We start from the raw sequence: 26,646 nt of genomic DNA on the forward strand, positions 1-26,646 counted from the left end.
CGCCGCGCTGCCCGCTCTGCCCCGCCCTGCGCCGCGCTGCCCGCCCTGCCCGCTCTGCTCCGCCCCGCGGCTGCCCCGCCCCGCGCTGCTCCGCCTGCTTGCTCCGCCCCGTGCTGCGTTGCCCCGCCCCGCGCTGCGTTGCGGGCGGCGCGCCCGCCGGTCAGTCCGGCAGCCAGTGGAGCTCGTGGGCCAGGGCTTTGGCGACCGTACGGATGCGGCGGTGGAGTGGTGACTGCACGCGTGGGAGGACCAGGTGGATCGTCAAGGCGGGTGCGCCCCGCAGCGGTCGCCACGTGAGACCGGCGGCTAGTACCGTGACCGCCGCTTCCCCGGCCGGGGCCAGGGTGAGCCCGTCGCGGAGGTCTTGCTGAAACATGTCGAAAGAGACCGCAGGCGTGCGGAATCGGGGGCTCGGCCGGACGTCGCGGAACAGTGCGGACAGCTGATCGTGGATCACGGGGTTGGCCGTACGGTCGGGGAGGCGCAGCGGATAAGCGGCCGCATCGGCGATCTCGATCTCCGGGTGTTCGGCCAGCGGATGATGCTGCGCCAATTGGACCCCGACGCGCTGACGCCGCAGCAGGACCCGCCGTACGCCACGACCCGGCTGTTCACCGCGGGTGATCCCCGCATCGATCCGGCCGTCGGCTACCGCAGGGGAGATTTCAGGTGTCGCCATCGGGACGGCGCTGACCTCGAGCCCCGGGCTGCTGCGTATGAGCCTGTCCACCAGAGCCGGTGCCGTCTCGGCCCCGGTGCTGAGGCTGTATCCGATGCGCAGCGTGCCGAGTTCACCGGCCGCTGCGCTCCGGGCGGTATCCCATGCCCGGTCCAGAGCCGCCAGCGCGGGTGGCGCGGACTCCGCCAGAGCCACACCGGCCGTGGTCAGAACGACGCTACGGGTGGTACGAACCAGCAGAGCCGTACCGAGTTCCGACTCCAGCCGGCGCATCCGGGCGCTGAGGGCGGGCTGTGCGATCCCGATCCGGGCGGCCGCACGGGTGAAGTTCAACTCCTCCGCCAGCACCAGGAAGTACCGCAGACTCACCGTGTCCGGCGCCACGTGCCCTCCCTGCCGATTGATAACCAGCCGTTCTGAGTCTAGTCCGAACCGGTCTTTCCCTCGGCCGCATCTCGAGCCCTAGCCTGCAGAGAGGACGACCGTCCAGCCGAACACAGGAGGTTTCCATGCCCAAGGGCTACTGGGTCAGCGTCTACCCCGCCATCCCCGACCCGGAGGCGCTGACTGCCTACGTCGACCTAGCCGGCCCGGCTGTCCGCGCCGCAGGCGGCCGCACCCTCTCCCGCGGCGCCCGAGTAGTAGCCCACGAGTCCGGCATCACGGAACGCGTAGTCCTAGTCGAATTCGACACCTTCGAACAGGCCGTCGCGGCCTACGAAACCGAGGCCTACCAACAGGCACTGCTCACCCTCCCCACCGCCTTCCAACGCGACTTCCGCATCATCGAAGCCATCACCTGACCCCCGCCAGTGCCGCCGCCGACGACGCCGCTGCTGTCGTTGCCGATGCCGATGCCGATGCCGATGCCGATGCCGATGCCGATGCCGATGCCGATGCCGATGCCGATGCCGATGCCGATGCCGCCGACGCTGATGCCGATGCCGATGCCGACGCTGACGCCGATGCCGACGACGCCGGCGGTGCCGATGCCGACGATGCCGCCGCCGACCACGACCACGCCGCCGACCACGACGCCGCCGCCGACGCCGCCGACGCGGCGGATGACGCCGCCGCCGACGATGCTGCTGCTGACGAGCGGACTGGTGCGATGACTGAGGTGGTGGTTGTCGATGCGTGTCAGCGGCAGGGCCGGGGTGGGAGCCCGACGGCTGTTCTCGACGAGGCGTCGTACACCGACGAGGAGCGATGCCGCATTCCGGCTGAACTGGGCACTTCGCACGCTGTCTTCATCCGTGCCACCGGAGTCGAGCGCGGCCGTCCGTCGTACTCGCTCCGGTTCTTCACCACGGAAGGCGAACTACCCGCCTGCGGCCACGGCACCGTCGCGGCCCTGGCGCTGCTCGCCATCCGCAACGGCGGCAGCACCTTCCACGCCGTGCTGTCGACGAAGAGCCGCACCTTCGAAGGCTGGGCCATCCGAACCCGCGACAGTTCCGTCGACACACCGCACCGTACTGACCACCGGCCACCTCAACCAGGCAGCGTGACAGCGAGGTTCGACCCAGGCCCGATCACCCTGCGCGCCGCCCACGCATCCGAACTGAAGGCGATCACCACCAGTCTCGGCCTGGACGGCGAAGGGCGTCTCCGAGGTCGCCGCCAGGCAAGCGAAGTCGTCGCCAGCAACGCCTGCGTGGCCTCGAACGGGCGGCCGAGGCTTCTCCTACCAGTCCGATCGCGCGCAGCGCTGGCCAACCTCTCCCCAGACTTCGATCTGCTCCGTGCCACCTGCGACCGCTACGGCTTGCTCGGCTGCTACGCCTACTCCATCCCAGACCGGCACGGCCGCGCAGCCGCCCGGATGTTCGCCCCATCAATCGGCGTCCCCGAAGACATCGCCAACGCCAACAGCACAGCCTGCCTAGCCGCACACCTGACCCGATCCGACACGACCCACCTGACCCGATCCGACACGGCCCGCCCCAAGAGACCCGGCACGAACCACCTGACGCGACCCGACACGAGCCACCTCACCGTCGACACGAGCCACCTCACCGTCGACACGAGCCACCTCACCGTCGACACGAGCCACCTCATCGTCGACACGAGCCACCTCATCGTCGACACGAGCCACCTCATCGTCGACATGGGCGAGCACCTCGGTAACCCCTCCACCATCACGGCCACCATCGACGCGACCCACCCGGACCACCCAGTCCGCGTAGGCGGCCAAGCAACCATCGCCCGAACAGTCCTGCATCACCCCTGACGCACGACGCCCTCGGAGACGCCGACCATGGCGATATTGCGGTTCATTCGACGACGACATCCGGCAGCACCCGGCCGGCGACTGCGGCCGCGCGGTACGCCCAACCAGACCGCCCTCTACTGCGATCCCCGCAGGCGTCTCAAGGCGGACTGACACCTCGGCTCCGGGCGCCCATACCGGCGGACGCTCGGCTGTCGCTTGTACTGCGCGAGGTCAGCCGAGTAGATGCTGTACTACGGGAGCGCCGCCCGGGTGACAGAAGTCAGCAGTTGTCAGGTGATTCGACCGTCGGCTGACCGCCACCCGGATCCACCAGAACCGGCACCGCCTCGCCGATCCGCAGTTGCGTCGTCGCCTGCTGGGTCATGTCGATCTGCCCGGTATCACCCAACGTGCTCTCCCAAGTGATGCTCCACTGAGCAGTCGCACTCACCGGGTACTGACAGTTCGGTTGCGAGTGCGAAGTCTTCCGATACCGATACCCACAATCAGGCGAGTCGTTGATCCCTTTCGCCTTGCTGTACGGCGTACCGGCCCCCTCACACCGAACCGTCTTCCCATCCCCCATCTTCCAATCGATAGCCTTCACAACCCCCGTCGCAGTAACCCGAAGCCCAGGCACCTCAGCAAACCGAGTAATCGGCCCGTACGTACTCTCCGACCTCTCCACCCACAACCACACAGGCATATTCACCAACCCAACCTCCCCAACCCCCGGCGCAGACCGCACCTGAGGCTTCGCCAACTGCATCTTGGCTATCGCCTCATACGCCAACGTGAGCGGATCAGTAACCACCGTGTCAGGCGGCCCAGGCAACCAAACCCACTTGGTAACCAAATGCCTGCCCAGGTTGTACCCCTGCTCCCGCACACAGGCCCAGATGGCACCGTCCGTATGGCCGCCCCACGCTGGGTCGGAGAGTGGTGGCTGGTCCATGGATTGCAGGTAGCACTGCTGACTGTTCGACCAATTACCGAGCAAGGGATCCGTACAGGCTTGCGCTCCGCCGTTGAACTGGCAGATTCGCTTCTGGTGACCTTTTGAGCCCGTCTTCGTATCCTTGCCGCCGGTCACGGGGATCGAGGAGGACGCGACAAGGACGCAGATGTGCGTAGTTTTGTCACACTGCATGACGTACCCGGGCGGGATCGGCGCGGTCGCCGCGGCGGGCAGCATGGCGCAAACGCCGCTGATGATTGCAGCCAACACGGTGAAGGCTGCGAAGCGAGCCCTCGGGATCAGCATTTCCCGATGACTTTCTCGTCGGTCAGGAACCACATCTTTGCCCCTGTCTTCGACGCGGCGAAGGATAGGTAGGCATCGACCTTGTGTCGTAGTCCGTCGTTTGAAACGACCGGCACAGCCTTGCCGGTTGCCTTGTAGCGCATGACCACCGGCGACCCGTCGACGCAATTGGTCAAGACCACGGTCGGCCGACTGGCGAGCGCATCTACGGACTTCACCACGGACGAGACGATCTTTACCTCACCCGTCTGGTAAAGGCTGCGGTCGCGAAGGAAGACGATCTGCTCGATCGCTCCGTCCAGCCAGTGGCCGCTGCTCCCGCTGGCTTCGAGCTGAGCGCGGGTCACCTTCTGAGGATCGGCGGCTGCCTTGACCACACCTGCGCGAGCAGCCGTGTAACGAGCCTTGGCGGCGGTGATGGCTGCCTGTTCTTCCGGGGTGTAGGCGGGTGTGGTTGGCCCGCTTGGAGTGGGGGTGCTGGTTGGGGCGGTGGTGGGGGTTGTGTTGGGTTGACCGGCTTCGGGGGAGTTGTTGCAGGCGGCTAGGGGGAGCGCGCAGAGGGCAACGGTTAGGAGAAGCGGTCGGCGGGGCATTGGGGAGGGCTCCGATCGGGTGGGTTGCGGGCGGTACAAGGGTTGCATACGGAGGGTGTTCGGGGGGTGGGGTTGTCCACAGGGGTGCAGGAAGTTGCAGGGGGAGGGGTTTGGGAGGATTTGGGTATGTCGCCTATTGGTCGTCGTCGGGGTCGGGTATCGGAAGGTCGGCGCGGGGAGGTTGTTGCTCCGGAGATGCATCCTTCGGGGGCTCGGCCGCCGGTCATTCCCAAGGAACTGGTGCCTAATCACGTGGCGATCGTGATGGATGGCAACGGGCGGTGGGCGAAGGCGCGGAATCTGCCGCGGACCGAGGGGCACAAGGCGGGCGAGGCTTCGCTGCTCGATGTGATCAAGGGTGGGATCGAGATCGGGGTGAAGTACCTGTCGGCGTACGCCTTCTCGACGGAGAACTGGGCCCGGTCGCCTGATGAAGTGCGGTTCTTGATGGGGTTCAACCGCGATGTGATCCATCGGCGGCGTGATGAGCTGGATGCGATGGGCGTGCGGGTCGTGTGGTCGGGGCGGCGGCCGCGGTTGTGGAAGAGCGTGATCGACGAGCTCGAGTACGCGCAGGAGCGGACCAAGAACAACGACACGATCACGCTGCAGTTCTGTGTGAACTACGGCGGCCAGGCGGAGATCGCGGACGCGATGCGGTCGATCGCCGCGGAGGTTGCCGCGGGCAAGCTCAACCCGGACCGGATCACCGAGAAGACGATCGCGAAGCACCTGTACCACCCGGAGATCCCCGCGGTCGACCTGTTCGTGCGGTCGTCGGGGGAGCAGCGGACGTCCAACTTCTTGGTGTGGCAGCTCGCGTACGCCGAGATGGTCTTCCTCGACACGCTCTGGCCGGACTTCGATCGTCGCGATCTGTGGCGCGCGATCGAGCTCTACGCCCAGCGCGACCGTCGCTACGGCGGCGCGATCCCCAACCAGGTCGAGCAGGCCTGACCACACCAGCCGGTACTACGTAACGCCGGGTGAGCCCGTCGAGGGTCTAGGCTCGCCAATCGACCGATGGATGTCGTCGCAGAAGGAGCCGAGGACCGTGCAAGAGCAGCCGACGGGTGAGACGCCGGAGCAGGCCCTGGCGCGGGAGTTGCAGGGTGCCCAGACGGAGATCCGCGGCGTCGGCTCCGTACTGGACGACGCCCTCGCCGAAGACGACCGCCTGGCCGCCCTCGCCGCCAACCCGCCGAGCAGCGCTGACACCGGGCTGGGCAACGTTGCGGCCGGCAACGGCGCGACAGCCGACAACGGTCAGGCGGAAGGTGGTTGGCGATGACGGTGGCGGAGGATCGGCAGCGGGCTGCGAGCCTTACTGATCAGACGGCGTCGGCGTTGGTGGCGGCGCGGTCGGCGATGATGTCGGCGCGGCAGGCGACGGCGGACTTCGATCGATTGCTCGAGGCGAGGCTGGAGGAGGCGGGGAGTCTTGGGGTGTCTGCGCAGCGTGCGTACGAGGGCGAGATGCTCGGCCGGCGGGCCGAGACGCCAGGCGCGCGGGACAACGCGACCGACGACATCCGGAGGGCGCTCTACAGCGCCGGTCTGACCAGCGATCAGCTCGACGGGCGCCTTCAGCGCGACATCGGCCGGCTCGACGAGATCGGGGACGACCTCGATCGGAGTTCGCGGGCGCTCACGCATGGCAAAGGTTTTCTCGACGAGCTGGAGCAGTTGCCCGTCGAGCGGGATGAGCACGGCGAGCCGACGCCCCAGGCCGCCGAGCAGCTCAAGCAGACGGCGATCCTGCGGCAGCGCGTCAGCACGATGGAGAACTCGATCGGCACCGCCGGTACCGGAGTCAAGAACGCCAAGACGCAACTGACGGCCGCCCGCGAGACGGCCCATCGCCTGGTCAACTCGCCGCCGAGCGTAGGTACCGACGGCCGGATCTCCAACACGATCGACCAGACCCGCACGGAGCTCGGCAGCAACCTCCGGTCGGCTCGTCAACGACTGGACGGCGCGAACGAGGATCTCACCGCCGCCCGCCCCGCCGCCGAAGACGCAGCCCAACGCAGCGTCGACCTCGCCAACGCCACCCGAGCCGGCCTCAACCCGACCCCACCCTCACACCAAGGTCCCCCCGGAGGCCCCTCCGAGTCAGACCTGAGCCGCCGCCTCAACGGCCCCACCCAAAACCCAACCCTGGAACGCTGAGACAGCATTCAGCGGCGGGGAGACGGGAGTAGGCCTCGTTCGATGGCGACGGTGACGGCTCGGGTGCGGTCGTCTACGTCCAGTTTGGTGAAGAGGCGTTGTAGGTGGGTTTTGACCGTCGCCTCGCCGATGAAGAGTTCTCGGCCGATTTCGGCGTTGCTGAGGCCTCGGGCCACGGCGGCCAGGACTTCCAGTTCGCGCGGGGACGGCTGGACGGCGGCGGGGGCGGCCGGCGTACGGAGGCGGGACATCAGGCGGGCGGCTACGGGTGGCGCCAGGACTGTTTCGCCGCGGGACGCCGCTCGGATTCCGTCCAGGAGTTCGGCATGCGGGGTGTCCTTCAGGAGGTAACCGGCGGCGCCGGCCTCGACGGCGTGCAGGATGTCGGTGTCTGTGTCGTAGGTCGTCAACACCAGCACCTTGGTCGCGGGATGGCCCGACACGATCGCGCCCGTCGCCGACACCCCGTCGCGGCGCGGCATCCGCAGGTCCATCAGTACGACGTCCGGCCGGGTGGACTCGACCAGCGCGAGCGCCTCCTCGCCATCACCCGCCTCGCCGACCACCTCGATGTCGTCGGTCACCGCGAGCATCCCGATCAGGCCCGACCGGACCACCGGATGGTCGTCCACCACCAGCACCCGTACCGTCATCAATCCTCCTGACCCGTCGCCGGGATGAGTACCTGCACCCGCGTACCACGCCCCGGCGCGCTGTCGACCGACACCGTGCCGCCGGACTCCTCGACCCGCCCCCGCATCGCCGCCAACCCATACCCACCCGTGGCCGCCGACGGCGAGAACCCAGCCCCGTCGTCACTGATCTCGATCGCCACCCCATCAGCCGACATCCCAAGCAGGATCCGCACCCGAGTGGCTCCAGCGTGCTTCCGTACGTTCGCCAGCGACTCCTGAGCCGCCCGCAACAAAACCACCTGCTGCCCCTGAGGCAACGCAGCAACCTCGTCGTCAGCCATGTCCAGCGAAACCTGTACGTCGACCCCGGTCTCCGCCGCGAACCGCTCACCCTGCCGCTGCAGTACTTCGGCCAGCGTCGCCCCACTCAACGCGACCGGCGTAAAGGCCGCCACCAAAGCCCGGGCCTCAGCCAGATTCTCGCGGGCCGTGTCCTCGATCGCCGCCAACCGCGCGGCCGCCGGCTCGACCGCACCACGCGAGAGCTCGACAGCGGCCGTTTGCGACAGCATCACGATGCTCGTCATCCCCTGCGCGAGCGTGTCATGAATCTCGCGAGCCATCCGCTCCCGCTCGGCCATCACACCCGCAGTGTGGTGAGCTTCAGCAAGCTCGTCCCGGGCGGCCTCCAACTGCTCGATCAGCTCGGCGCGCTGCTGGCTCTGGGTGATCACCTTGTCGATCCAGATGCCGAGCAGCAGGCTCACCACCAGGCTGATCACCATCCACGGCAAGATGTCCCAGAAGGCGGTCATGGTCCAGCCGGCCGCCCAGAGCTGAGCCGTGCCGACCGCGAACAGCAGCAGGAAGCTGAGCGGTACAGCGTCGTGCATCCGGTCGCTCAGCAGCCAGATCTGCGGTGAGACGATGAACAGGATGAACACCGACGGCGGGAAGAGCGCCACGGCCCCGCTGACGCAGGCGATCATCACCGCGCGGTACAGATGGGCCTGCCACCGGTTGCGCGAGACCATCGCCGGCATCGCGAGCAGCCGGTAGGAGAGGGCCAGTACTGCGACCAGAGCCAGGAAGGCGATCCGCCGTGGACTGGTCAGGTCGGAGGCGAAGAGAGCGGCGATCGCGGTGACGCCGAGCAGCCCGTAGAAGACGATGTGCCAGCCGATCAGGGTGCGCACCCAGATCGGCTGGTCCACCTTGGTCTGCGTGAGCTCCATGCGCACCATCTTCCTCCAGACCCACCGGAGGTCGCTCAGCGCGCCTCCGGTGGCCTGACCGGGGTGATGAGGCGGGGAAGGCATCGGCGCAGAGTCCAGGGTGCCGAACATCAGCCGGCGTCTCGCCGGGTCCAGCGGAACACCCGCTGGGCGACGATCAGCCCGGCCACCAGCCAGACGGCCAGCACGATCGCGCCGATGCCGAGGTGCCAGGACTGCCCCGGCTCGGTCTGGACGAAGTCGTCGGGCAGGAACACCGACCGCATGCCCGAGGCGAGCCACTTCAGCGGGAAGACCGAGGCGACGCCGCGCATCCAGGCCGGCAGGCTGCTGTAGACGAAGTACACCCCGGACATGAACTGCAGCAGCAGGACCACGGGCGTGACGACGGCGGAGGCCGCCTTGCCGGACTTCGGTACGACGCTGAACGCGATCCCCAGTACCGACCCCGACGCGGTACCGAGCACGAAGATCCAGGCGAAGTTGATCCAGTCGGACGGGTCGGTCGGCAGGTCGACGCCGAGCAGCAGCCCGGAGATGGCCAGCAGCAAGGCGATCTGCGCGACCGAGGTGATCAGCACCTGGCCGATCTTGCCGATGAAGTAGGACTGGGGCGGCATCGGCGTACCGCGCAGCCGCTTGAGCAGGCCTTCGTCGCGCTCCAGCGCGATGCTGATCGCGAGCGACTGGAAGCTGCTCAGGAAGATGCCGGACGCGATCATCCCGGGCGTGAAGTAGGTGGCGGCGTTGACGCCCTGGCCGAAATCGGTGTCACCGAAGACGGCCGAGAAGATGGCCAGGAAGATGATCGGGAAGAAGAAGGTGAAGATCAGCGCCTCCCGCTCCCGGAAGAACTCGCGGACCTCGAGCTTGGTCCGGGCGACACCGATCGCCATCGTCGACGGCAACGGCTTGTCGGTGGTGTTGTGCGAGGTGGCGGCCATCAGAGTGCTCCTGCTTCGATCGCTTCGACGTCGGCAGCGGCGGTAGCGGAGGCCTTGCCGATCAGGTCCAGATAGATGTCTTCCAGGCTCGGGCGCCGTACTTCGAGCTCCGGTACTTCGCCCCCGAAGCGCGCCATCAGCGCTGCGACCTCCGCCGTCGGCTGGTCGGTGCGCAACTCGTGCGGGCCGTCCGCGTCGGACCAGGAGACCCTCGCGGTCCGGGCGCCACGGCCGCCGAGCGTTTCCGGCGTACCGACCTCGATCATCCGGCCGTCCGCGATCACGCCGACCCGGTCGGCCAGGTGCTCGGCCTCGTCCAGGTAGTGGGTGGTGAGCAGGATCGTGGTACCGCCGGTGCGGAGGTTCTCGATCAGGGTCCAGAACTGACGGCGGGCCTCGGGGTCGAACCCGGTGGTCGGCTCGTCCAGGAACAGCAGCTCCGGGTTGCCGATCACGCCGAGCGCCACGTCGAGCCGGCGGCGCTGACCGCCGGACAGCTTGCGCGGGCGGGTCTTGCGCTTGTCCTCGAGCCCGACCGCGGCGATGACCTCGTCGGGGTCGCGCGGGTTGGGGTAATAGGAGGCGTAGTGCCGGACCAGCTCGGAGACGGTCGACTCGGCCTCGTCGCGCGAGGTCTGCAGCACGATCCCGATCCGGCTCCGCCAGGCGCGGTCGGCGTGGGCGGGATCGGTGCCCAGCACGCTGATCTCGCCCTCGTCCGCCTGGCGGTACCCCTCGAGTACCTCGGTGGTCGTGGTCTTGCCGGCGCCGTTGGGACCGAGCAGCGCGAACACCTCGCCGCGGTGGATGTCGAGGTCGACGCCACCGACGGCGACCTTGTCCGGGTAGCGCTTCACGAGCCCGCGGACCCGTACTGCGAAGTCTGTCTCTGTCATGGCTCAAGCCTCGCGTCCGGAGGGGGTCCCGCAGGAGCATCGGACGACGGACCGGCTGTCCCCCGACCGGTGGACAGACACCCGTAGTACGGGATGCCTACGGGACTTTTTCGGGTTAGCGTCTGGGCATGAGTCAGACCGTGCGTGGAGTCGTCGCCCTGAGCAAGGGCGCACCAGTGACCATCGAAGAGATCACCATTCCCGACCCCGGCCCGGGCGAGGCCGTCGTGAAGGTCCAGGCGTGCGGCGTCTGCCATACCGACCTGCACTACCGCGAGGGCGGCATCAACGATTCTTTTCCTTTCCTCTTGGGCCATGAGGCCGCGGGAATCGTCGAGTCGGTCGGCGAGGGGGTGACGGACGTGGAGCCTGGTGACTTCGTCGTCCTGAACTGGCGCGCCGTCTGCGGCAACTGTCGCGCCTGCCTGCGCGGGCGCCCGTGGTACTGCTTCAACACGCACAACGCGAAGCAGAAGATGACCCTGGCCGACGGGACCGAGCTGTCGCCGGCGCTGGGCATCGGCGCGTTCGCCGAGAAGACGCTGGTCGCGGCGGGGCAGTGCACGAAGGTCGACCCGGCGGCGAAGCCTGAGGTGGCCGGGTTGCTCGGTTGTGGCGTGATGGCCGGCCTTGGTGCCGCGGTGAACACCGGCAACGTGGGTCGTGGCGACACGGTTGCGGTGATCGGGTGCGGCGGCGTCGGTACTGCGGCAGTCGTCGGCGCGCGTCTGGCCGGGGCTGCCCGGGTGATCGCGGTCGACATCGACCAGCGGAAGCTCGACGTCGCGTTGGAGCTTGGCGCGACGCACACGGTCAACTCGAAGGGGCTGGATCACGACGGGGTCGTCGAGGCGGTGCAGTCGTTGACCGGTGGGTTCGGCGCGGATGTGGTGATCGACGCGGTCGGTCGGCCGGAGACATGGAAGCAGGCTTTCTACGCGCGCGATCTCGCCGGGACCGTGGTGCTGGTCGGCGTACCGACGCCTGAGATGACGCTCGACATGCCGTTGCTGGACTTCTTCGGGCGGGGTGGGTCGCTCAAGTCGAGCTGGTACGGCGACTGCCTGCCGTCGCGCGACTTCCCGTTGCTGATCGACCTGCACCTGCAGGGGCGGTTGCCGCTGGACCGGTTCGTGTCCGAGACGATCGCGCTGGACGAGGTCGAGGCGGCGTTCGAGAAGATGCACCACGGCGACGTCCTGCGATCGGTGGTGCTGTTCTGATGCCGGCCCGGATCGAACGCGTCATCACGTCCGGCACGTTCAGCCTCGACGGCGGCACCTGGGACGTCGACAACAACGTCTGGCTGGTGGGCGACGACGAGGAAGTACTCGTCATCGACGCCGCCCACTCGGCCGCCGCGATCGTCGAGGCGGTCGGCGACCGCCGCGTGGTCGCCCTGGTCTGCACCCACGGCCACAACGACCACATCAACGCTGCTGTGGACTTCCGCGACGCGGTCAAGGCGCCCATCTGGCTCAACCCCGCCGACCGCATGCTCTGGGACACCGTCTACGACGTCGCACCCGACCACGACCTGGCCGACGGCACCACCTTCGAAGTAGCCGGTACGACGCTCCGCGCGATCCACACCCCAGGCCACAGCCCCGGAAGCACCAGCCTGTACGCCGAAGCCCTCAACGCCGTCTTCACCGGCGACACCCTCTTCCACGGCGGCCCCGGCGCCACCGGCCGCTCCTACTCCGACAAACCCACCATCCTGGCTTCCATCCGCACCAACCTCCTCACCCTCCCGCCCGACACCACCGTCCACACCGGCCACGGCGACACCACCACGATCATCGCCGAAACCGACAACATCAGCTGACCCGCCCCGCCCGGCCGTCCCGCCCGCCCGGCCGTCCCTCCCGCTCGCCCGCCGTCCCGCCCGCTCGCCCGCGGGCTCGGCCGCTCGCCCGGCCGAGCCCGGCGCCGAACCCTCCGACCCCCACGCCATCAATCGGCCGCTCACGCCTCGGGGTCCCGCAGGAGTAGGCCTCCGATCCGGGAGGTTTGCGCCCATTGATGGGCTGGGGGTCGGCCCGCTCACCCGGCCGGGCTCGCCGGCCCAGCCTGGCTGCCCAGCCTGGCGGTCCAGCCCGGCGGTCCAGGCCGGCGACCGCCACGCCATCAATCGGTCGCGCAGGGCCCCGGGGTCCCGCGGGAGTAGGCCTCCGATCCGGGAGGTTTGCGCCCATTGATGGGCTGGGGGTCGGGCACCTCGCCTGGGCGCGACTACCGGCTCGCCTTGGCGACCGGGCACCCTTCGCCCCCGGCCCACCCCCCCGGCCCACCCCCGGCCCACCCCCGGCCCGCCCCGGTCCCACCCCGGTCCCGCCCGCGGGGAGGGGCGGGGGCGGGGTCAGCTTCGGGTCGCGGTGTTCCCTGCTACCCAGTCCATGTCCGGGTAGCGGGTGCCGACTGGAGTGAGCTTCGAGAGTGACGCGACGTCCTCGGGGGTGAGGTCGACTGCGAGGGCGCCGGCGTTCTCCTCCAGGTACGTGCGGCGTTTGGTGCCGGGGATCGGGGCGATGTCGTTGCCTTGGGCAAGGAGCCAGGCGAGGGCCACCTGGCCGGGGGTTGCGTCGTGGTGGGCGGCGATCGCGCGGATGTGTTCGACCAGGGCGAGGTTGGCGTCGAGGTTTTCGGCGTCGAAGCGGGGGAGGGTCTTGCGGAAGTCGTTGTCCGCGAGGTCTTGCTGGCCGGCGATCTTGCCCGTGAGCATGCCGCGGCCGAGTGGGCTGTACGCGACGATGCCGATCCCGAGTTCGCGACAGACCGGCAGCACCTCGGCCTCGATGTCTCGGCTGAACAGCGACCACTCCGACTGCACCGCGGCGATCGGGTGCACCGCATGCGCCCGCCGGATGGTGTCGGCCGACGCCTCGGACAGCCCGATGTGCTTGATCTTGCCCGCCTGCACCAGCTCCGCCAGCGCACCGACCGTCTCCTCGATCGGTACCGACGGATCGGCGCGGTGCTGGTAGTACAGGTCGAGATGGTCCACGCCGAGCCGCCCCAGCGAGGCGTCGAGCGCGGACCTGACGTACGCGGGTGAGCTGTCCAGCCGGATCACCTTGTACGTCGCCGGGTCCATCACGATGCCGAACTTGCTGGCGAGCACCACCTCGTCCCGCCGGCCGGCGATCGCCTTGCCGACGAGCTGTTCGTTCTCGCCGGCGGCGTAGATGTCCGCTGTGTCGAGGAACGTGATGCCCAGGTCGAGGGCGCGCTGGACGGTGGCGATCGACTCGGTGTCGTCGCCGGGTCCGTAGCCGAAGCTCATCCCCATGCAGCCGAGTCCGAGCCGGCTGACGTCAGGTCCGTTGGTACCGAGAATCATGGTGTTCTCCTGTGAGAAGGCATGGCTCCGCCACCCGACGGCTGCCTCAGCGCGTCGGTCAAGGGCAGAGCGGGGTTAGGGAGTGCAGTCGCCGCCGTAGGTGGCGATCTTGTAGTCGGTGACCGCGAGGGCCGCCTGCAGTTCGCGCAGCCGGCGCTGGATCGTGGCCCGGTGCTCCTGCATCAGCGCGAGCCGTTGCGGGGCGGTCGAGTCGCCCTGGAGCACCAGGTCCATGTAGTGGCTGATCGTGCTGATCGGCATGTCCGACAGCCGGAGCCGGGTGATGAACACGACCCGGGCGAGCGCCTGCTGGTCGTACTGCCGATAGCCCGCCTCGTCTCGCCCCGCGACGATCAGGCCGACGCGTTCGTAGTACCTGAGGGTGTGAGCGGTGAGCCCGGTCGCGGCGGCGGCCTCGGCGATCGTCAAGACGTCCGGCAGCCCGGCCGGGAGCTCGAGCAACTGCAGCAGCTCGTGATCCATCGGCGACGGCTCCGGCGCGTCGTAGTGCTCGGCGAGCGCATGCAGACGATCGGAGGAGCTGAGGACACCCGTTGTGTTCATGACTACGAACCTACGGGTTAGAGCGCGCTCTAACGCAAGCCTGGGATCAGGACGGCTGTTGGCAGTCCGAGCAGGTGCCGAAGATTTCGAGGGTGTGGCTGACGTCGGCGTAGCCGTGTTCGGCGGCGACCTTGTCGGCCCAGCGCTCGACGGCCGGGCCCTCGACCTCGACGGTGCGGCCGCAGTTGCGGCAGACCAGGTGGTGGTGATGACCCTTGGAACAGCGCCGGTACGCCGTTTCGCCGTCGGCGGTGCGCAGTACGTCGACCTCACGCGAGTCGGCGAGGGCCTGGAGGGTCCGGTAGACGGTGGTCAGGCCGACGGCCTCACCCGCGCCCCGGAGCTCCTGGTGGATCTCCTGGGCCGTCCGGAAGTCGTCGAGATTGTCGAGCGCGGAAGCGACCGCCGCGCGCTGACGGGTCGAGCGTGTTCCGATGGCCACCGTTCCTCCTGTCATCTCGTCACCGTGGTTTTCGCCGGTAACCCGCCAATTCTCTCAGAAGTCAGCAACTTAGTGCTCATCCCAGTGGTCGCCGTGTGCTGCATGGAGGTGGCCGTCGTGCACGTAGTCGACGTGGTCGCCGTGTTCGATCTTGGGGTGGCCGCACTTCGGGTCGTGGGCGTGCTGGTGGGCGGTGCTCACGACGTGCGGCTCCGGGGCGGGTAGGCCGCCCTCGGGCTCTTCGTCCGCGAGGGGAGCGAGGACGCCACGGCGACGGCGTACCAAGGTGCCGGCGATCGCGGCGACGACGAAGCCGCCCAGGGCCAGTACGACGATCGTGGCGCCGGGAGCGACATTGGCGTTGTACGACGTGATGATGCCGGCCAGACAGGCGGCGACGCCGATCGCGCAGGCGGTGATGAACGTACTGCGGAAGGACCGCGTGAACTGCTGTGCGGTAGCAACCGGCACGACCATCAGCGCACTGACCAGCAACAGCCCCACAGTCCGCATGGCGACGGTCACAGTCACCGCAGCCATCACGGCGATCAGGAGGTTGAGCAACTGGACCCGGAGACCGGTGACGCGAGCAAACTCCTCGTCCTGGCACACGGCGAACAGTTGCGGGCCAAGGCCGATCGCGATGACCAGTACCGTCACGGCCAGCCCGACTACGACGTACAGGTCGGAGGGGGAGACAGTGGTGAGCGAGCCGAACAAGTAGGTGTTCAGAGTCGCAGCGCCCTGCCCTGCCAGGCCTATGAGCAGCACACCACCCGCTATGCCGCCGTAGAACAACAGCGCGAGCGCCACGTCCCCACTGGCCTTGCCGCGCGCCCGGACAAGCTCAATCGCAGTAGCGCCGGCTATAGCGACCAGTACTGCGGTAAGCACCGGCGCAGTCCCGGTCAAGAGCCCCAGCGCCACACCGGTGATCGCGATGTGCCCGATCCCGTCGCCCATCAACGACAGGCGCCGCTGGACCAGATAGGTGCCGATCGCCGGCGCCGACAACCCGGTGAGCAGCCCGGCGATCAGCGCCCGCTGCATGAACTCGAGCTCGAACAACGTCATGACAGCCACCCCGGCTCGTCGTCGATGGACCCGTGCGGGTGGACATGAGCGTGCGTCTGCGAGGCGTGCGGGGGACCGTCGTACACGATCCGGCCGCGGCGCAGGACGATGGAACGGTCGATCAGCGCGTCCATCGGGCCGAGGTCGTGGCTGACCATCACCACCGTCGTACCGCGGGCGACCCGCTCCCGGATCGCGTCGGCGAAGATGGCTTGGCTGGCCAGGTCGACGCCGGCGGTCGGCTCGTCGAGGATCAGCAGGTCGGGATCCGACACCAGCGCGCGGGCGATCAGCACCCGCTGCTGCTGGCCGCCGGACAGCTCGGCGACGCCGTCCTTGCGTCGATCGGCCATGTCCACGATCTCCAGCGCTTCGTCGATGGCGGCTCGGTCAGCCGCCTTCAACGGGCGGAACAGCCGCCGCTTGGAGAGCAGCCCGGACGACACCACCTCGGCGACAGTGGCCGGTACGCCGCCCGCCGCGGTGATCCGTTGCGGGACGTAGCCGATGCGATTCCAGTGGCGGAAGCGCGGTACCGGCGTACCGAAGAGCCGGACCTCGCCGCGCGCCGCGGGCAGCAGGCCGACGACCGTCTTGATCAGCGTGGACTTGCCGGAGCCGTTGGTGCCGAGCACCGCGACGACCTCGCCGGCCCGGATCCGCAGGTCGATACCGCGCAGGACGAGACGACCGCCCAGGTCGACCGAGAGATCGGCGACCTGGACGGCATCAGAGGTTGATGGAGGTGTCACGCGCAGCTGTTCGCCTTCCGGAGCTCCTGCAGATTCTCGCGCATCAGCGAGAGGTAGGTCTCCTGGGAGTTCGCGTCCGACAGGCCCTCGATCGGGCTCAGGACCGCGGTCTTGACGTGGACGTCGCGGGCGATCGACTCGGCCACCTTCGGGCTGACGAGCTCCTCGTAGAAGATCGTGGTGACCTGCTGCTTCTGCACGATCTCCTGGACCTCCTTGATCCGCGTCGGGGTCGGCTCGGCGTCGGGGGTGAATCCGGCGATGCCGACCATCGTCAGACCGTACCGCTTCGCCAGGTAGGCGAACGCCTCATGGCTCGTCACGAAAGTTTTCAGTTTGCAGTCGGCCAGGCCGGCCTTGTACTCCGTGTCGAGCTTGCCGACCTCGCCGAGCAGGGTCGCGGCACGCTGCTTGTAGCCGTCCGCGTGGTCGGGGTCGGTCGCGACCAGCTTGTCCGTCACGGCCTGTACGACGGCCTCGTACCGGACCGGATCGAGCCAGAAGTGCGGGTCGAGACCCTCCGACGTGTACGCGGCGGGCTTCACGGTGCTGCTCGGGGTACCGGCCGCCTCGCCCTCGGGGTGCTCCTCGAAGTCGGCGCCGGTGGCCTCGAGCTTGGCGGCGGGCGCGACGTCGAAGCCGGCGCTCTTCGCGTTCTGCGCGACGGCCTCATCGACGGCCGGTTGCAGCCCGCCTTCGTAGACGACCAGCTTGGCGCCGGCGATCGTGCCGACCTGCTTCGGGGTCAGCTCGAGGTCGTGTGGCTCGACGCCGGGCGCGGTCAGGGTGGTCACGTTCACCGCGTCGCCCCCCACCGAGCGGGCGATGAACTCCAGCGGGTAGAACGAAGCGACCACGTCGAGCTTGCCGTCGGATCCGCCCGCGGCGTCGTCGCCGCAGCCTGCCAGAGTTACCACTGCCAGGGCGGCGAGCCCGGCGACGACAGCACGCGTACTAGATCTCATGACAATCATTTTCATTTAAGTGGGGATGGTTGTCAAAACAGGGAGTTGACGAATGGCCAAGCGGACCGTAGGACGGCGGCGCGCCGACACCAAGCCGAACCGCGGGCGCCGGCTCGAAATTCCGCGCGGTCACGGGCACGGGCACGGTCATGGGCACGGCTCCGAGGTGATCGACACGTCGGTCGTCGACTCGGATGCGGTGGTGGCCCGACGTGTCCGGATAGTGGTCGCGGGGGTGCTGATCCCGCTGATCGCGGCCGCCGTGATCGCCATGATCGTGCTCTGGCCTGGCGGTGATCTGAAGATCGCGGCGGCTGAGCAGACCGGGGCGAGCGGCACGGTCACGGCGCTCAAGGCCTGTCCCGAGACTCCCGCCGACTGTGACGAGGCGACGGTCAAGCTGCGGTCCGCGCCGGGCGCGGACAAAGGGCTGGAGGTGCCGGTCGAGGTCCCCAAGGGCAAGAACGCCGCCGTCGAGATCAAGGTCGGCGACCGGATCATCCTCGGGGTCCAGAAGGGCGCGGCGATCGCCGATCGGTACCAGTACGTCGACCACGACCGGTCGGTCCCGTTGATCTGGCTGGCGGTCATCTTCGCGATCGCGGTGATCGCGCTGTCGCGCTGGCGGGGAGTCGCGGCGCTGGGGGCGCTGGGCATCACGGCGCTGACGCTGACGCAGTTCATCCTGCCGGCCATCCTGAAGGGCTCGAATCCACTGCTGGTGGCGGTGGTCGGCGGCTCGGTGATCATGGTGATCGCGCTGTATCTGACGCACGGGATCAACGCCCAGTCGTCGGTGGCGCTGGCGGGGACGATCGCGTCGCTGGGGCTGACCGCCTTGCTCGGCTGGGGTTTCGTCAAGGTGAGCGCGTTCTCCGGGCTGGCCAGTGAAGGGGCGTCGGCGGTCAAGGCGTACGTACCGGGGCTCGATCTCACCGGTCTGCTGGTCGCGGGGATCGTGATCGGCTCCCTCGGGGTGCTCGATGACGTGACGGTCACCCAGGCGAGTGCTGTCTGGGAGTTGTCGGCGGCCAACCCGGCGGCCGGCCGGGCCTCGCTGATCGGGGCGGGGCTGCGGATCGGCCGGGCACACGTCGCCTCGGTGGTGAACACGCTGGTGCTCGCGTACGCCGGCGCTGCGCTGCCTATCCTGATGGTGTTCGCGATCGGCGGGGTATCCACGGGGTACCTCCTCAGCACCGAGATCGTCGCCGTGGAAGTCGTCCGAGGTCTGGTCGGCAGCCTCGGAATCATCGCTGCCGTCCCGTTGACGACGGCACTGGCCGCAATGGCTGTCGCCGATCGGTCGCGCGACCTCGTCGGCGTGCCCGAGTCCGTTGCCGGGGCAGGAGAATCTGCGGTATCCGGGTAATTCCGGGAATTAGGCGGTTGACCCAACAAAGTCCCCGGCAGGCTCTTCCCAAGCGGTCCTGAGGCGATCTAGAGTTCCGATCTGTCACGGACCGGCCGACCCAGTTCACTGTCCGTGGCTGGACTCGTGAGGAGCCGCGGATGACTCGACGCGTTGGTGTCTGGCTGTTCGGAGCAAGAGGATCGGTCGCGACCACGACCATCGCCGGTGCGGCAGCACTCCACCACGGCATCCCACCCGCCGGCGTGGTCACCGAGCTCCCGGCTTTCGCCGGAACCGACCTGATCCCCCTCGACGCCCTCGTCTTCGGCGGCCACGACGTAGTAGAAACCCCACTGGCGAAGCAGGTAGAACGCCTGATCGCCGGCGGCGTCCTCCCACCCGGCCTGGACCGCCTGATCACCGCGGAACTGGCCGAGGCAGAACGCAACATCACGCTCCTACCCACTGCTGAGTGTGCTCCCGCCGCCCCCTCCCACCAGCGCGACCTGGCCGGAGGCCAGCTCGCGCTGGTGCATCGGATGGCGGAGGACATCCGGGCGTTCCGCCTGCGCAACGACCTGAGCCAGGTCGTTGCGATCAACGTCGCCTCGACTGAGGCGCCGTACGAGGTGCCCATGACTACTGCGGCTGAGTTGCGGGAGGCGTTGGCGTCTCCAGAGGTGTTGCCGGCGAGTTCGATCGGGGCGTTGGCGGCGTTTGAGGCGGGAGCCGCGTACGTCGACTTCACGCCGTCGACGTCGATCCGGCCGGCCGCGGTGCGGGAGTGGGCGGTTGAGAAGGGGCTGCCGTACGGCGGCCAGGACGCCAAGACGGGGGAGACCCTGGTGAAGAGCGTGCTCGCGCCGATGTTCGCGGCTCGCGCCCTTCCCGTGCACGCCTGGTCCGGTACGAATCTGCTGGGCGGCGGCGACGGCGCGACCCTCGCTGACCCCAAGGCTGCTGAGTCCAAGAGCATCTCCAAGGAGCGTGGCCTGGCCGAGATGCTCGGCGACGTCGCCGGTGACGTACACATCGACTACGTCGACCCGATGGGCGACTGGAAGACCGCATGGGACCACGTGCTGTTCTCCGGCTTCCTCGGCGTACGGATGACGCTGCAGTTCACCTGGCAAGGCTGCGACTCCGCCCTGGCCGCTCCGCTCGTACTAGACCTGGCCCGCCTCTCAGCCCTCGCCCTCGACCGCGGCCACGTCGGCGCCATGCCCTTCCTCGGCTTCTACTTCAAGGACCCGATCGAGTCGACCGAGCACGCGCTCGCTCGCCAGTACGACGAACTGCTCCGCTGGACCCGCTCATGCTGAGGCGCACCACCAAGCGCTCCCGCCTCGCCGACCTGGCCGAGCTAGTCCGAGCCCCAGCCGCCCTGACCGTCCCCGGCGACGTCCTAGCTGGCGCAGTAGCCGCAGGCAACCTCCGCCCGACCCGCGTAGCCGGCCTCGCAGCCTCCTCCATAGCCATCTACTGGGCCGGTATGGCCCTCAACGACTGGTCCGACCGGGACCTGGACGCAGTAGAGCGCCCAGAACGCCCCATCCCCTCCGGCCGCGTAACCCCCGGTACTGCGCTCTCCCTAGCCTCATCCCTAACCGCAGCCGGCCTAGCCCTCTCAGCCTTCGCCGGTGACCGCCACACCTTCCGCACCTCAGCAGTCCTAGCCGCAACCGCCTGGACCTATGACCTCAAGGCCAAAAACACCCCACTAGGCCCAGCCGTCATGGCAGCAGCCCGCTCCCTGGATGTCCTGGTCGGCGCCGGCAACAACCGCCGAGCCGCCTTGCCCGCAGCCGCCGCCATCGGCACCCACATCCTCGCCACCACCTACATCTCCCAAGGCGAAGTCCACGGCAGCACCCCCACCTCCTCCCGAGCAGCCCTAGCAACCACCACAGCCATAACCGCCGCCACCGCCCGCCCCACCTCCGTCCGGCCCAGCACCGGCTCCGCCTCCACCCGGCTCAGCGCCGGCTCCGCCTCCACCCGGCTCAGCGCCGGCTCCGCCTCCACCCGGCTCAGCGCCGGCTCCGCCTCCACCCGGCTCAGCGCCGGCTCCGCCTCCACCCGGCCCGGCACCGGCTCCACCCGGTTGGGCGCTGGCCCCGCCTTGCGCAGCGCTGAGCCGAGCACAGCCGGCGCGTTGCTTGCGGCGGTGTTCGCCGGGCTCTTCGCCCGCTCGGTTGGGTCGGCTCAGTTGGTCGCCGCAGGTGATCCCAGCGCGGCTAACCTCCGCAAAGCCGTCGGGGCCGGCATCCATGGGCTGGTGCCGTTGCAGGCTGCTTGGTGTGCTCGGGGTGGGAAGCCGTTGGTGGGGGCCGGGCTGATGGCTGCGCTTCCGATGGCCAAGGCGCTGGCGAGGAAGGTGTCGCCGACATGAGGTTCGGTTACGGGACCAACGGGTTTGCCAATCATCGGTTGCCTGAGGCGTTGAAGGTGATCGGGGAGCTTGGGTACGACGGGGTCGCGCTGACCCTCGACCACAACCACCTCGACCCGTTCGGCCCGGACCTTCGTCAGCGCACCGCCGAGGTCGGCAAACTGCTTGCCGACAGCAACCTAGCCGTCGTGATCGAGACCGGCGGCCGCTACGTCCTGGACCCCTACCGCAAGCACGAGCCCACTCTCCTCCACACCAACGGCGCCGCGTGGCGCATCGCTCTCCTCGAACGCGCCATCGAGGTCGCCGCAGACCTCGGCGCCGAAGCGGTCTCCTTCTGGTCCGGCATCCTCCCGCCAGACGTATCACCCGAACTCGGCTGGCAACGCCTCATCGCCAGCTGCAACCAGTTGGTCGCCTACGCCTCCGACCGCGGCGTCCAACTCGGCCTCGAACCAGAACCAGGCATGCTCATCGACGACCTGGCCGGCTACCTCAAACTCCAGGCCGAGGTAGGCAGCGAGACCCTGGGCCTAACCCTCGACATCGGCCACCTGGTCTGCAACGAGCCGCAATCCCCACCCGCCTGCATCACCGCCGCGGCGCCCTACCTCGTCAACGTCCAGATAGACGACATGCGCCGAGGCGTCCACGAACACCTCGAGTTCGGCACCGGCGAGGTCGACTTCCCACCCGTCCTCCAAGCCCTCAAAGATATCCAGTACGAAGGGCTGGTCGCAGTAGAACTCCCACGCCACTCCCACGCCGCCCCCACCGTCGCCAGAGACTCGATCGCCTTCCTTCGGAAGGCCGAAAGATGACAGGCGAAGGCGTGCCGCCGGCGGGCGCTGCCGATGAGCAGTCGGGGCGGCCTGTCGTGGGTGTGCTGTCGGAGGCCGGGACGCCTGCGGTCGAGTTGGAGTTGTTGCTGCCTGCAACCGCTCGGGCGTGGTTGGCCGCCGCTCGGCAAGGGCCTTTGGCGACTGCCTTTCCCGCTGCCGCGCGGAAGGTTGGCCATGAGCGGTTGAGTGCGGCCTGGACTACTGATCAGGCAGTGCGCGCGCTGCTGCTGGTCGGCGCGCCCGCGGACGAAGTACTGGCTGTCTACCGCTACGGCGACACTGCCGAGAAGCTTGCCGTTCTTCATGCGCTGTCCGTCGTCGACATCGCGAACGGCCTCCAGGACCAAGCGGTGCCAGTCGTCGAGGACGCGCTCAGGACCAACGATCAGCGGCTGGTGGCCGCGGCGTTGGGGCCTTATGCGACCGAGCACCTTTCCCAGCACGCCTTCCGGCACGCGGTGCTGAAGTGTGTGTTCGCGAACATCCCGCTGGCCGTGGTCGACGGCCTGCCGAAGCGGGTGGATCCGGAGCTGATCCGGATGATGACCGATTTCGCCGCCGAACGGAGCGCAGCCGGCCGGGCCATCCCGGCCGACTTGGAGGCGTACCTCAACACCCCGCCCTAAGAGGTGTCTATGCGCATCTTCGATCCGCACATCCACATGACGTCGCGGACGACCGACGACTACGCCGCGATGGCGGCCCACGGAGTGCAGGCACTGGTGGAGCCTGCGTTCTGGCTGGGGCAGCCGCGGACCAGCGTCGGCTCGTTCGTCGACTACTTCGACGCGCTGATCGGCTGGGAGCCGTTCCGCGCTTCGCAGTACGGGATCAAGCATCACTGCACGATCGCGCTCAACCCCAAGGAGGCGAACGACCCGCGCTGCCGCGAAGTACTCGAAGTACTGCCCCGGTACCTGGCCAAGGACGGCGTCGTCGCCGTCGGCGAGGTCGGCTACGACTCGATGACGCCCGAAGAGGACGAGGTCTTCAGCCACCAGCTCCAACTGGCCGAACAGTTCGAGCTGCCGGTACTCGTCCACACCCCGCATCGCGACAAGGCAGCCGGTACGACGCGCACGCTCGACGTCGTCAAGGAGTCCGGCCTCGCCCCCGAGTGGGTCGTCGTCGACCACCTCAACGAGGTGACCGTCAAAGAGGTCGCCGACTCGGGCTGCTGGATGGGCTTCTCCATCTACCCCGACACCAAGATGGACCCCGATCGCATGGTCGCGATCCTGCAGCAGTTCGGCACCGAGCGCATCCTCGTCAACTCGGCCGCCGACTGGGGCAAGTCCGACCCGCTGCGCACCTACGCCACCGCCCAGGCGATGCTCGCGGCCGGCTTCACCGAGGACGACGTCGACCAGGTGCTCTGGCGCAACCCGGTCGCCTTCTACGGCCAGTCCCAGCGGCTCGACCTGGGAGACGTACAGGCCGCGGACTCCTTCGAGGGCAACTCGATCCTGCGGGGAGCCAGGCCATGAGGTTCCGGCACCCCGACGGCTCGATCGTCCATCTCGCCTACTGCACCAACGTCCACCCCGCCGAGGACCTCGAAGGCGTCATCGCCCAGCTCGACGGCTGCTCCGCCCTGGTCCGCAAGGAGCTCGGCGTCCCCGTCCTCGGCGTCGGCCTCTGGCTCGCCAACACGCTCGCCGATCGCCTCGCCAATTCGTCGGTGGCGCTCAACCGCCTCCGTCGCGCGCTCGACCGCAACAACCTCGAAGTCGTCACCCTCAACGGTTTCCCGTACGCCGGGTTCCACGACCGCGTCGTCGGCAAGAAGGTCTACTCGCCGGACTGGACCGAGCCCGCGCGACTCCGGTACACGCTCGACCTGGTCGAAGTACTCGCCGAGCTCCTGCCCGCCGACGCGTCGTACGGATCGATCTCGACCTTGCCCCTGGCCTGGCGTACGCCATGGGACCGGACCCGCGACGCCGCCGCTCGCGACGCCTTCAACCGTCTGGAGCTCCGGCTGGCCAAGACGCATGAGACCACCGGCCGCCGCATCCGCGTCGCGATCGAACCCGAACCCGGCTGCATCCTCGAAATGATCCCGCAAGCCGCCGACTGGCTCACCCCGTACGCCGCTCAGTCGCTGGTCGGTCTCTGCCTCGACACCTGCCATCTCGCCGTGCAGTTCGAGCAACCCACCGAGGCGTTCAGCACGCTGCAGCGGGCCGGCGTCGAAGTCGTCAAGAGCCAGGTCTCGGCCGCTCTGCACATCCCCGACCCGGAGGACCCGACGGCTCGCGAGCTGCTCAACGAGTTCGCCGAACCCAAGTTCCTGCATCAGACCCGTGAGTACGGCGGCCCCGGTATCGACGACCTCGACATGCTCGACCAGCTGTCCGGCCACGCGTCCTGGCGAGTGCACTTCCACGTACCGGTGCACGCCGCTCCGCGACCCCCGCTGACCAGCACGACGGACGTACTCGACGAGAGCCTCGAGCACCTCGTCGGTGGCGCGCATCCGCTGACCCACCACCTGGAGTCCGAGACCTACACCTGGTCCGTACTTCCGAACGCACCCCAAAACCAGCAGGAACTCGCCGAGGGCATCGCCGGAGAGCTCGCCTGGCTCCGCGACCGCCTGGTCGGCCTCGGCCTGGAGGAGATCAAGTGAGCAAGCAAGTCGTCGTCATCGATGTGGTCGGACTGACTCCGAGGCTGCTGCGCAGGATGCCCAGGCTGCGCCAGCTGCCACTCAATCGCGAGCTGGGCACGGTGCTGCCCGCTGTCACCTGCTCGGCTCAAGCCACCTTCCTCACCGGGGAGCTGCCGACGGAACACGGGATCGTCGGCAACGGCTGGTACTTCCGTGAGCTCGGTGAGATCTTCCTCTGGCGGCAGCACAACCGGCTCGTCCAGGGGGAGAAGGTGTGGGACGTCGCCCGGCGCGAGAACCCGTCGTACAAGGTGGCCAATGTCTGTTGGTGGTATGCGATGGGCGCGGAGACGGATCTGCTCGTCACGCCGCGGCCGATCTACTACGCGGACGGGCGCAAGGCGCCGGACTGCTACACGCGGCCGGTCGAGTTGCATGATCGGCTGACCGGCAAGCTGGGGGCGTTTCCGCTCTTCCAGTATTGGGGGCCGACGGCATCGATCAAGTCGAGCAAGTGGATCGTCGCGGCGTCCCGGCAGATCCTTGCGGAGGACAATCCGGATCTGCTGCTCACGTACATTCCGCATCTCGACTACGACCTGCAGCGGTACGGCGCTTCGTCGGTGGAGGCGACTCGGGCGGCGATCGCGCTGGATGCTGTTCTTGCGCCGCTGCTCGACGATGCGGAGGCGAAGGGCGCGACGGTGATCGTACTGTCGGAGTACGGGATCACTGATGTCTCGCGGCCGGTCGACATCAACCGGTTGCTGCGGAGCGAGGGGCTGCTGGAGGTGTACACGCAGGATGGGATGGAGTATCTCGACCCGTGGGCCTCGCGGGCCTTCGCGGTCGCCGATCACCAACTGGCACACGTGTATGTGAAGGACCCGGCCGACATCGACCCCGTCGGCAAGTTGCTTCAAGGGTTGCCGGGCGTGGCGGAAGTACTGGATGCCGAGGGCAAGCGCGCGCAGGGTCTCGACCACGAGCGAGCCGGCGAACTCGTCGCGGTAGCCGAGCCGGACTCTTGGTTCACGTACTACTACTGGCTCGACGACGCCCGGGCCCCCGACTTCGCCAAGGGCGTCGAGATCCACCGCAAGCCCGGCTACGACCCCGCCGAGCTGTTCTTCGACCCGTCCGACCGATTCGTGAAGCCTCGCGCGGCGTCGTACTTGTTGCGCAAGAAGGTCGGCCTGCGCTACGCAATGCAGGTCGTCCCGCTGGACCCGTCGATCGTGAAGGGCTCCCACGGCCGCCTACCAGCCTCGCCGGAGGACGGCCCGGTCTTCCTCAGCACCGACCCAACGCTGGCGCCAGAGGGCAAAATCGAGGCAACCGCCGTACGAGACCTGATCCTCAAGGCAAGCGCCCTCGCCTGACGTCGACCACCTGGCAGAGGACTGTGGATCGCGTCGCCGGGCGGCCGGTGATCGCTGTCGCCCGGTTCAGGGGACTGTGGACTGCGGTGCCGGGTGGCCGGTGATCGCTGTCGCCCGGTTCAGGGGACTGTGGATCGCGGCGCCGGTCGACCGGTAACCGCTGTCACCCAGTTCAGGCGACTGTGGATCGTGGTGCCGGGTGGCCGGTGATCGCTGTTGCCCGGTTCAGGGGACTGTGGATCGCGGCGCCGGGTGGCCGGTGATCGCTGTTGCCCGGTTCGGGGGGCTG

At 68.4% G+C, this 26,646-nt stretch carries 29 protein-coding genes; 16 read left to right on the plus strand and 13 right to left on the minus strand.

Annotated elements, in window-relative coordinates:
• Window positions 1-160: 160 nt before the first annotated feature.
• Window positions 161-1,063 (minus strand): LysR family transcriptional regulator, encoded by a 903-nt coding sequence (locus ABD116_RS28485; protein ID WP_343976885.1) that lies wholly within the window; start codon window positions 1,061-1,063, stop codon window positions 161-163.
• A gap of 125 nt (window positions 1,064-1,188) precedes the next feature.
• Here ABD116_RS28485 and ABD116_RS28490 point away from each other — a divergent pair, with 125 nt between their 5' ends.
• Genes ABD116_RS28490 through ABD116_RS28500 form a run of 3 tightly spaced genes read left to right on the plus strand, consistent with a single transcriptional unit; the run spans window position 1,189 to window position 2,912 of the window.
• Window positions 1,189-1,482, plus strand: coding sequence for a DUF1330 domain-containing protein (locus tag ABD116_RS28490; protein ID WP_343976888.1), 294 nt, complete (start codon window positions 1,189-1,191; stop codon window positions 1,480-1,482).
• Window positions 1,483-1,491: 9 nt separating this feature from the next.
• Complete coding sequence (locus ABD116_RS28495; protein ID WP_343976891.1) at window positions 1,492-1,794, plus strand: hypothetical protein; 303 nt, start codon at window positions 1,492-1,494, stop codon at window positions 1,792-1,794.
• Window positions 1,791-2,912, plus strand: coding sequence for a PhzF family phenazine biosynthesis protein (locus tag ABD116_RS28500; RefSeq protein ID WP_343976894.1), 1,122 nt, complete (start codon window positions 1,791-1,793; stop codon window positions 2,910-2,912). The genes ABD116_RS28495 and ABD116_RS28500 overlap by 4 nt, the downstream gene beginning before the upstream one ends.
• Window positions 2,913-3,174: 262 nt before the next feature.
• Here the strand turns inward: ABD116_RS28500 and ABD116_RS28505 are convergent, their stop codons facing one another.
• Complete coding sequence (locus tag ABD116_RS28505) at window positions 3,175-3,345, minus strand: hypothetical protein (protein ID WP_343976896.1); 171 nt, start codon at window positions 3,343-3,345, stop codon at window positions 3,175-3,177.
• Between the two features lie 806 nt (window positions 3,346-4,151).
• Window positions 4,152-4,505: a hypothetical protein gene (locus ABD116_RS28510; protein WP_343976899.1), complete on the minus strand. Its 354-nt coding sequence runs from the start codon at window positions 4,503-4,505 to the stop codon at window positions 4,152-4,154.
• A 441-nt stretch (window positions 4,506-4,946) separates the two neighbouring features.
• Here ABD116_RS28510 and ABD116_RS28515 point away from each other — a divergent pair, with 441 nt between their 5' ends.
• The 3 genes from ABD116_RS28515 to ABD116_RS28525 all read left to right on the plus strand — a co-directional run bounded on the left by ABD116_RS28515 (window position 4,947) and on the right by ABD116_RS28525 (window position 6,923).
• Window positions 4,947-5,708 carry an isoprenyl transferase gene (locus ABD116_RS28515; RefSeq protein WP_343976901.1) on the plus strand — a complete coding sequence of 254 codons (762 nt, stop codon included), beginning with the start codon at window positions 4,947-4,949 and terminating at the stop codon, window positions 5,706-5,708.
• 97 nt (window positions 5,709-5,805) lie between these two features.
• Entirely contained in the window at window positions 5,806-6,042 is a 237-nt protein-coding gene (locus ABD116_RS28520) for a hypothetical protein (protein ID WP_343976903.1), read from the plus strand.
• Complete coding sequence (locus ABD116_RS28525; protein ID WP_343976905.1) at window positions 6,039-6,923, plus strand: hypothetical protein; 885 nt, start codon at window positions 6,039-6,041, stop codon at window positions 6,921-6,923. Before ABD116_RS28520 ends, ABD116_RS28525 begins: the two co-directional genes overlap by 4 nt.
• A gap of 8 nt (window positions 6,924-6,931) precedes the next feature.
• Here ABD116_RS28525 and ABD116_RS28530 read toward each other — a convergent pair whose 3' ends face one another.
• From ABD116_RS28530 to ABD116_RS28545, 4 genes are all read right to left on the minus strand, one after another.
• Window positions 6,932-7,576, minus strand: coding sequence for a response regulator (locus ABD116_RS28530; protein ID WP_343976908.1), 645 nt, complete (start codon window positions 7,574-7,576; stop codon window positions 6,932-6,934).
• Window positions 7,576-8,793: a histidine kinase gene (locus ABD116_RS28535; protein ID WP_343976911.1), complete on the minus strand. Its 1,218-nt coding sequence runs from the start codon at window positions 8,791-8,793 to the stop codon at window positions 7,576-7,578. The genes ABD116_RS28530 and ABD116_RS28535 overlap by 1 nt, the downstream gene beginning before the upstream one ends.
• A 110-nt stretch (window positions 8,794-8,903) precedes the next feature.
• On the minus strand, window positions 8,904-9,737 hold the full coding sequence (locus tag ABD116_RS28540) for an ABC transporter permease (protein WP_343976914.1): 834 nt from the start codon (window positions 9,735-9,737) through the stop codon (window positions 8,904-8,906).
• Entirely contained in the window at window positions 9,737-10,633 is an 897-nt protein-coding gene (locus ABD116_RS28545; RefSeq protein WP_343976917.1) for an ABC transporter ATP-binding protein, read from the minus strand. The genes ABD116_RS28540 and ABD116_RS28545 overlap by 1 nt, the downstream gene beginning before the upstream one ends.
• Window positions 10,634-10,761: 128 nt before the next feature.
• On the opposite strand from ABD116_RS28545, the gene ABD116_RS28550 reads away from it, so the two are divergent.
• Both ABD116_RS28550 and ABD116_RS28555 read left to right on the plus strand, forming a co-directional pair.
• Window positions 10,762-11,856: an S-(hydroxymethyl)mycothiol dehydrogenase gene (locus ABD116_RS28550; RefSeq protein WP_343976920.1), complete on the plus strand. Its 1,095-nt coding sequence runs from the start codon at window positions 10,762-10,764 to the stop codon at window positions 11,854-11,856.
• The gene (locus tag ABD116_RS28555) at window positions 11,856-12,461 is read left to right on the plus strand and encodes an MBL fold metallo-hydrolase (protein WP_343976923.1); all 606 of its coding nucleotides are present in this window, start codon (window positions 11,856-11,858) and stop codon (window positions 12,459-12,461) included. The genes ABD116_RS28550 and ABD116_RS28555 overlap by 1 nt, the downstream gene beginning before the upstream one ends.
• Window positions 12,462-12,995: 534 nt before the next feature.
• Here ABD116_RS28555 and ABD116_RS28560 read toward each other — a convergent pair.
• The 6 genes from ABD116_RS28560 to ABD116_RS28585 all read right to left on the minus strand — a co-directional run bounded on the left by ABD116_RS28560 (window position 12,996) and on the right by ABD116_RS28585 (window position 17,773).
• Window positions 12,996-13,976: an aldo/keto reductase gene (locus ABD116_RS28560; protein ID WP_343976926.1), complete on the minus strand. Its 981-nt coding sequence runs from the start codon at window positions 13,974-13,976 to the stop codon at window positions 12,996-12,998.
• Between the two features lie 75 nt (window positions 13,977-14,051).
• A complete protein-coding gene (locus tag ABD116_RS28565; protein WP_343976929.1) occupies window positions 14,052-14,540 on the minus strand; it encodes a MerR family transcriptional regulator in 489 nt (162 codons plus the stop codon).
• 46 nt (window positions 14,541-14,586) lie between these two features.
• Window positions 14,587-14,982 carry a Fur family transcriptional regulator gene (locus ABD116_RS28570; RefSeq protein ID WP_343976932.1) on the minus strand — a complete coding sequence of 132 codons (396 nt, stop codon included), beginning with the start codon at window positions 14,980-14,982 and terminating at the stop codon, window positions 14,587-14,589.
• Between the two features lie 69 nt (window positions 14,983-15,051).
• Window positions 15,052-16,056, minus strand: coding sequence for a metal ABC transporter permease (locus ABD116_RS28575; RefSeq protein WP_343976935.1), 1,005 nt, complete (start codon window positions 16,054-16,056; stop codon window positions 15,052-15,054).
• Window positions 16,053-16,808, minus strand: a complete 756-nt coding sequence (locus ABD116_RS28580; protein ID WP_343976938.1) for a metal ABC transporter ATP-binding protein — start codon at window positions 16,806-16,808, stop codon at window positions 16,053-16,055. Before ABD116_RS28580 ends, ABD116_RS28575 begins: the two co-directional genes overlap by 4 nt.
• Window positions 16,805-17,773, minus strand: a complete 969-nt coding sequence (locus tag ABD116_RS28585) for a metal ABC transporter substrate-binding protein (protein WP_343976940.1) — start codon at window positions 17,771-17,773, stop codon at window positions 16,805-16,807. The genes ABD116_RS28580 and ABD116_RS28585 overlap by 4 nt, the downstream gene beginning before the upstream one ends.
• A 52-nt stretch (window positions 17,774-17,825) precedes the next feature.
• Here ABD116_RS28585 and ABD116_RS28590 point away from each other — a divergent pair, with 52 nt between their 5' ends.
• From ABD116_RS28590 to ABD116_RS28625, 8 genes are all read left to right on the plus strand, one after another.
• Window positions 17,826-19,145, plus strand: coding sequence for a YibE/F family protein (locus tag ABD116_RS28590; protein ID WP_343976943.1), 1,320 nt, complete (start codon window positions 17,826-17,828; stop codon window positions 19,143-19,145).
• A gap of 140 nt (window positions 19,146-19,285) precedes the next feature.
• The gene (locus tag ABD116_RS28595; protein ID WP_343976946.1) at window positions 19,286-20,449 is read left to right on the plus strand and encodes an inositol-3-phosphate synthase; all 1,164 of its coding nucleotides are present in this window, start codon (window positions 19,286-19,288) and stop codon (window positions 20,447-20,449) included.
• On the plus strand, window positions 20,443-21,519 hold the full coding sequence (locus tag ABD116_RS28600; RefSeq protein WP_343976949.1) for an SCO3242 family prenyltransferase: 1,077 nt from the start codon (window positions 20,443-20,445) through the stop codon (window positions 21,517-21,519). Before ABD116_RS28595 ends, ABD116_RS28600 begins: the two co-directional genes overlap by 7 nt.
• Window positions 21,516-22,340, plus strand: coding sequence for a sugar phosphate isomerase/epimerase family protein (locus tag ABD116_RS28605; protein WP_343976952.1), 825 nt, complete (start codon window positions 21,516-21,518; stop codon window positions 22,338-22,340). Before ABD116_RS28600 ends, ABD116_RS28605 begins: the two co-directional genes overlap by 4 nt.
• A complete protein-coding gene (locus tag ABD116_RS28610) occupies window positions 22,337-22,987 on the plus strand; it encodes an EboA domain-containing protein (protein ID WP_343976955.1) in 651 nt (216 codons plus the stop codon). The genes ABD116_RS28605 and ABD116_RS28610 overlap by 4 nt, the downstream gene beginning before the upstream one ends.
• A gap of 9 nt (window positions 22,988-22,996) precedes the next feature.
• Window positions 22,997-23,848 (plus strand): TatD family hydrolase, encoded by an 852-nt coding sequence (locus tag ABD116_RS28615; RefSeq protein ID WP_343976958.1) that lies wholly within the window; start codon window positions 22,997-22,999, stop codon window positions 23,846-23,848.
• Window positions 23,845-24,993 carry a metabolite traffic protein EboE gene (eboE, locus tag ABD116_RS28620; RefSeq protein ID WP_343976961.1) on the plus strand — a complete coding sequence of 383 codons (1,149 nt, stop codon included), beginning with the start codon at window positions 23,845-23,847 and terminating at the stop codon, window positions 24,991-24,993. The genes ABD116_RS28615 and eboE overlap by 4 nt, the downstream gene beginning before the upstream one ends.
• Window positions 24,990-26,357: an alkaline phosphatase family protein gene (locus ABD116_RS28625; protein ID WP_343976964.1), complete on the plus strand. Its 1,368-nt coding sequence runs from the start codon at window positions 24,990-24,992 to the stop codon at window positions 26,355-26,357. Before eboE ends, ABD116_RS28625 begins: the two co-directional genes overlap by 4 nt.
• Window positions 26,358-26,646 lie beyond the last annotated feature (289 nt).

This window comes from Kribbella koreensis (assembly GCF_039525325.1).
Lineage (GTDB): Bacteria > Actinomycetota > Actinomycetes > Propionibacteriales > Kribbellaceae > Kribbella > Kribbella koreensis.

What these genes read in the sequence shown, in the direction of transcription:
- ABD116_RS28605 (WP_343976952.1), top strand. Translation starts at nt 21,516, where the DNA reads ATGAGGTTCGGTTACGGGACCAACGGGTTTGCCAATCATCGGTTGCCT.
- ABD116_RS28585 (WP_343976940.1), bottom strand. Translation starts at nt 17,773, where the DNA reads ATGAGATCTAGTACGCGTGCTGTCGTCGCCGGGCTCGCCGCCCTGGCA.
- ABD116_RS28610 (WP_343976955.1), top strand. Translation starts at nt 22,337, where the DNA reads ATGACAGGCGAAGGCGTGCCGCCGGCGGGCGCTGCCGATGAGCAGTCG.
- ABD116_RS28515 (WP_343976901.1), top strand. Translation starts at nt 4,947, where the DNA reads ATGCATCCTTCGGGGGCTCGGCCGCCGGTCATTCCCAAGGAACTGGTG.
- eboE (WP_343976961.1), top strand. Translation starts at nt 23,845, where the DNA reads ATGAGGTTCCGGCACCCCGACGGCTCGATCGTCCATCTCGCCTACTGC.
- ABD116_RS28565 (WP_343976929.1), bottom strand. Translation starts at nt 14,540, where the DNA reads ATGAACACAACGGGTGTCCTCAGCTCCTCCGATCGTCTGCATGCGCTC.
- ABD116_RS28540 (WP_343976914.1), bottom strand. Translation starts at nt 9,737, where the DNA reads ATGGCCGCCACCTCGCACAACACCACCGACAAGCCGTTGCCGTCGACG.
- ABD116_RS28595 (WP_343976946.1), top strand. Translation starts at nt 19,286, where the DNA reads ATGACTCGACGCGTTGGTGTCTGGCTGTTCGGAGCAAGAGGATCGGTC.
- ABD116_RS28490 (WP_343976888.1), top strand. Translation starts at nt 1,189, where the DNA reads ATGCCCAAGGGCTACTGGGTCAGCGTCTACCCCGCCATCCCCGACCCG.
- ABD116_RS28555 (WP_343976923.1), top strand. Translation starts at nt 11,856, where the DNA reads ATGCCGGCCCGGATCGAACGCGTCATCACGTCCGGCACGTTCAGCCTC.
- ABD116_RS28535 (WP_343976911.1), bottom strand. Translation starts at nt 8,793, where the DNA reads ATGGAGCTCACGCAGACCAAGGTGGACCAGCCGATCTGGGTGCGCACC.
- ABD116_RS28545 (WP_343976917.1), bottom strand. Translation starts at nt 10,633, where the DNA reads ATGACAGAGACAGACTTCGCAGTACGGGTCCGCGGGCTCGTGAAGCGC.
- ABD116_RS28590 (WP_343976943.1), top strand. Translation starts at nt 17,826, where the DNA reads ATGGCCAAGCGGACCGTAGGACGGCGGCGCGCCGACACCAAGCCGAAC.
- ABD116_RS28530 (WP_343976908.1), bottom strand. Translation starts at nt 7,576, where the DNA reads ATGACGGTACGGGTGCTGGTGGTGGACGACCATCCGGTGGTCCGGTCG.
- ABD116_RS28615 (WP_343976958.1), top strand. Translation starts at nt 22,997, where the DNA reads ATGCGCATCTTCGATCCGCACATCCACATGACGTCGCGGACGACCGAC.
- ABD116_RS28560 (WP_343976926.1), bottom strand. Translation starts at nt 13,976, where the DNA reads ATGATTCTCGGTACCAACGGACCTGACGTCAGCCGGCTCGGACTCGGC.
- ABD116_RS28500 (WP_343976894.1), top strand. Translation starts at nt 1,791, where the DNA reads ATGACTGAGGTGGTGGTTGTCGATGCGTGTCAGCGGCAGGGCCGGGGT.
- ABD116_RS28575 (WP_343976935.1), bottom strand. Translation starts at nt 16,056, where the DNA reads ATGACGTTGTTCGAGCTCGAGTTCATGCAGCGGGCGCTGATCGCCGGG.
- ABD116_RS28525 (WP_343976905.1), top strand. Translation starts at nt 6,039, where the DNA reads ATGACGGTGGCGGAGGATCGGCAGCGGGCTGCGAGCCTTACTGATCAG.
- ABD116_RS28550 (WP_343976920.1), top strand. Translation starts at nt 10,762, where the DNA reads ATGAGTCAGACCGTGCGTGGAGTCGTCGCCCTGAGCAAGGGCGCACCA.
- ABD116_RS28600 (WP_343976949.1), top strand. Translation starts at nt 20,443, where the DNA reads ATGCTGAGGCGCACCACCAAGCGCTCCCGCCTCGCCGACCTGGCCGAG.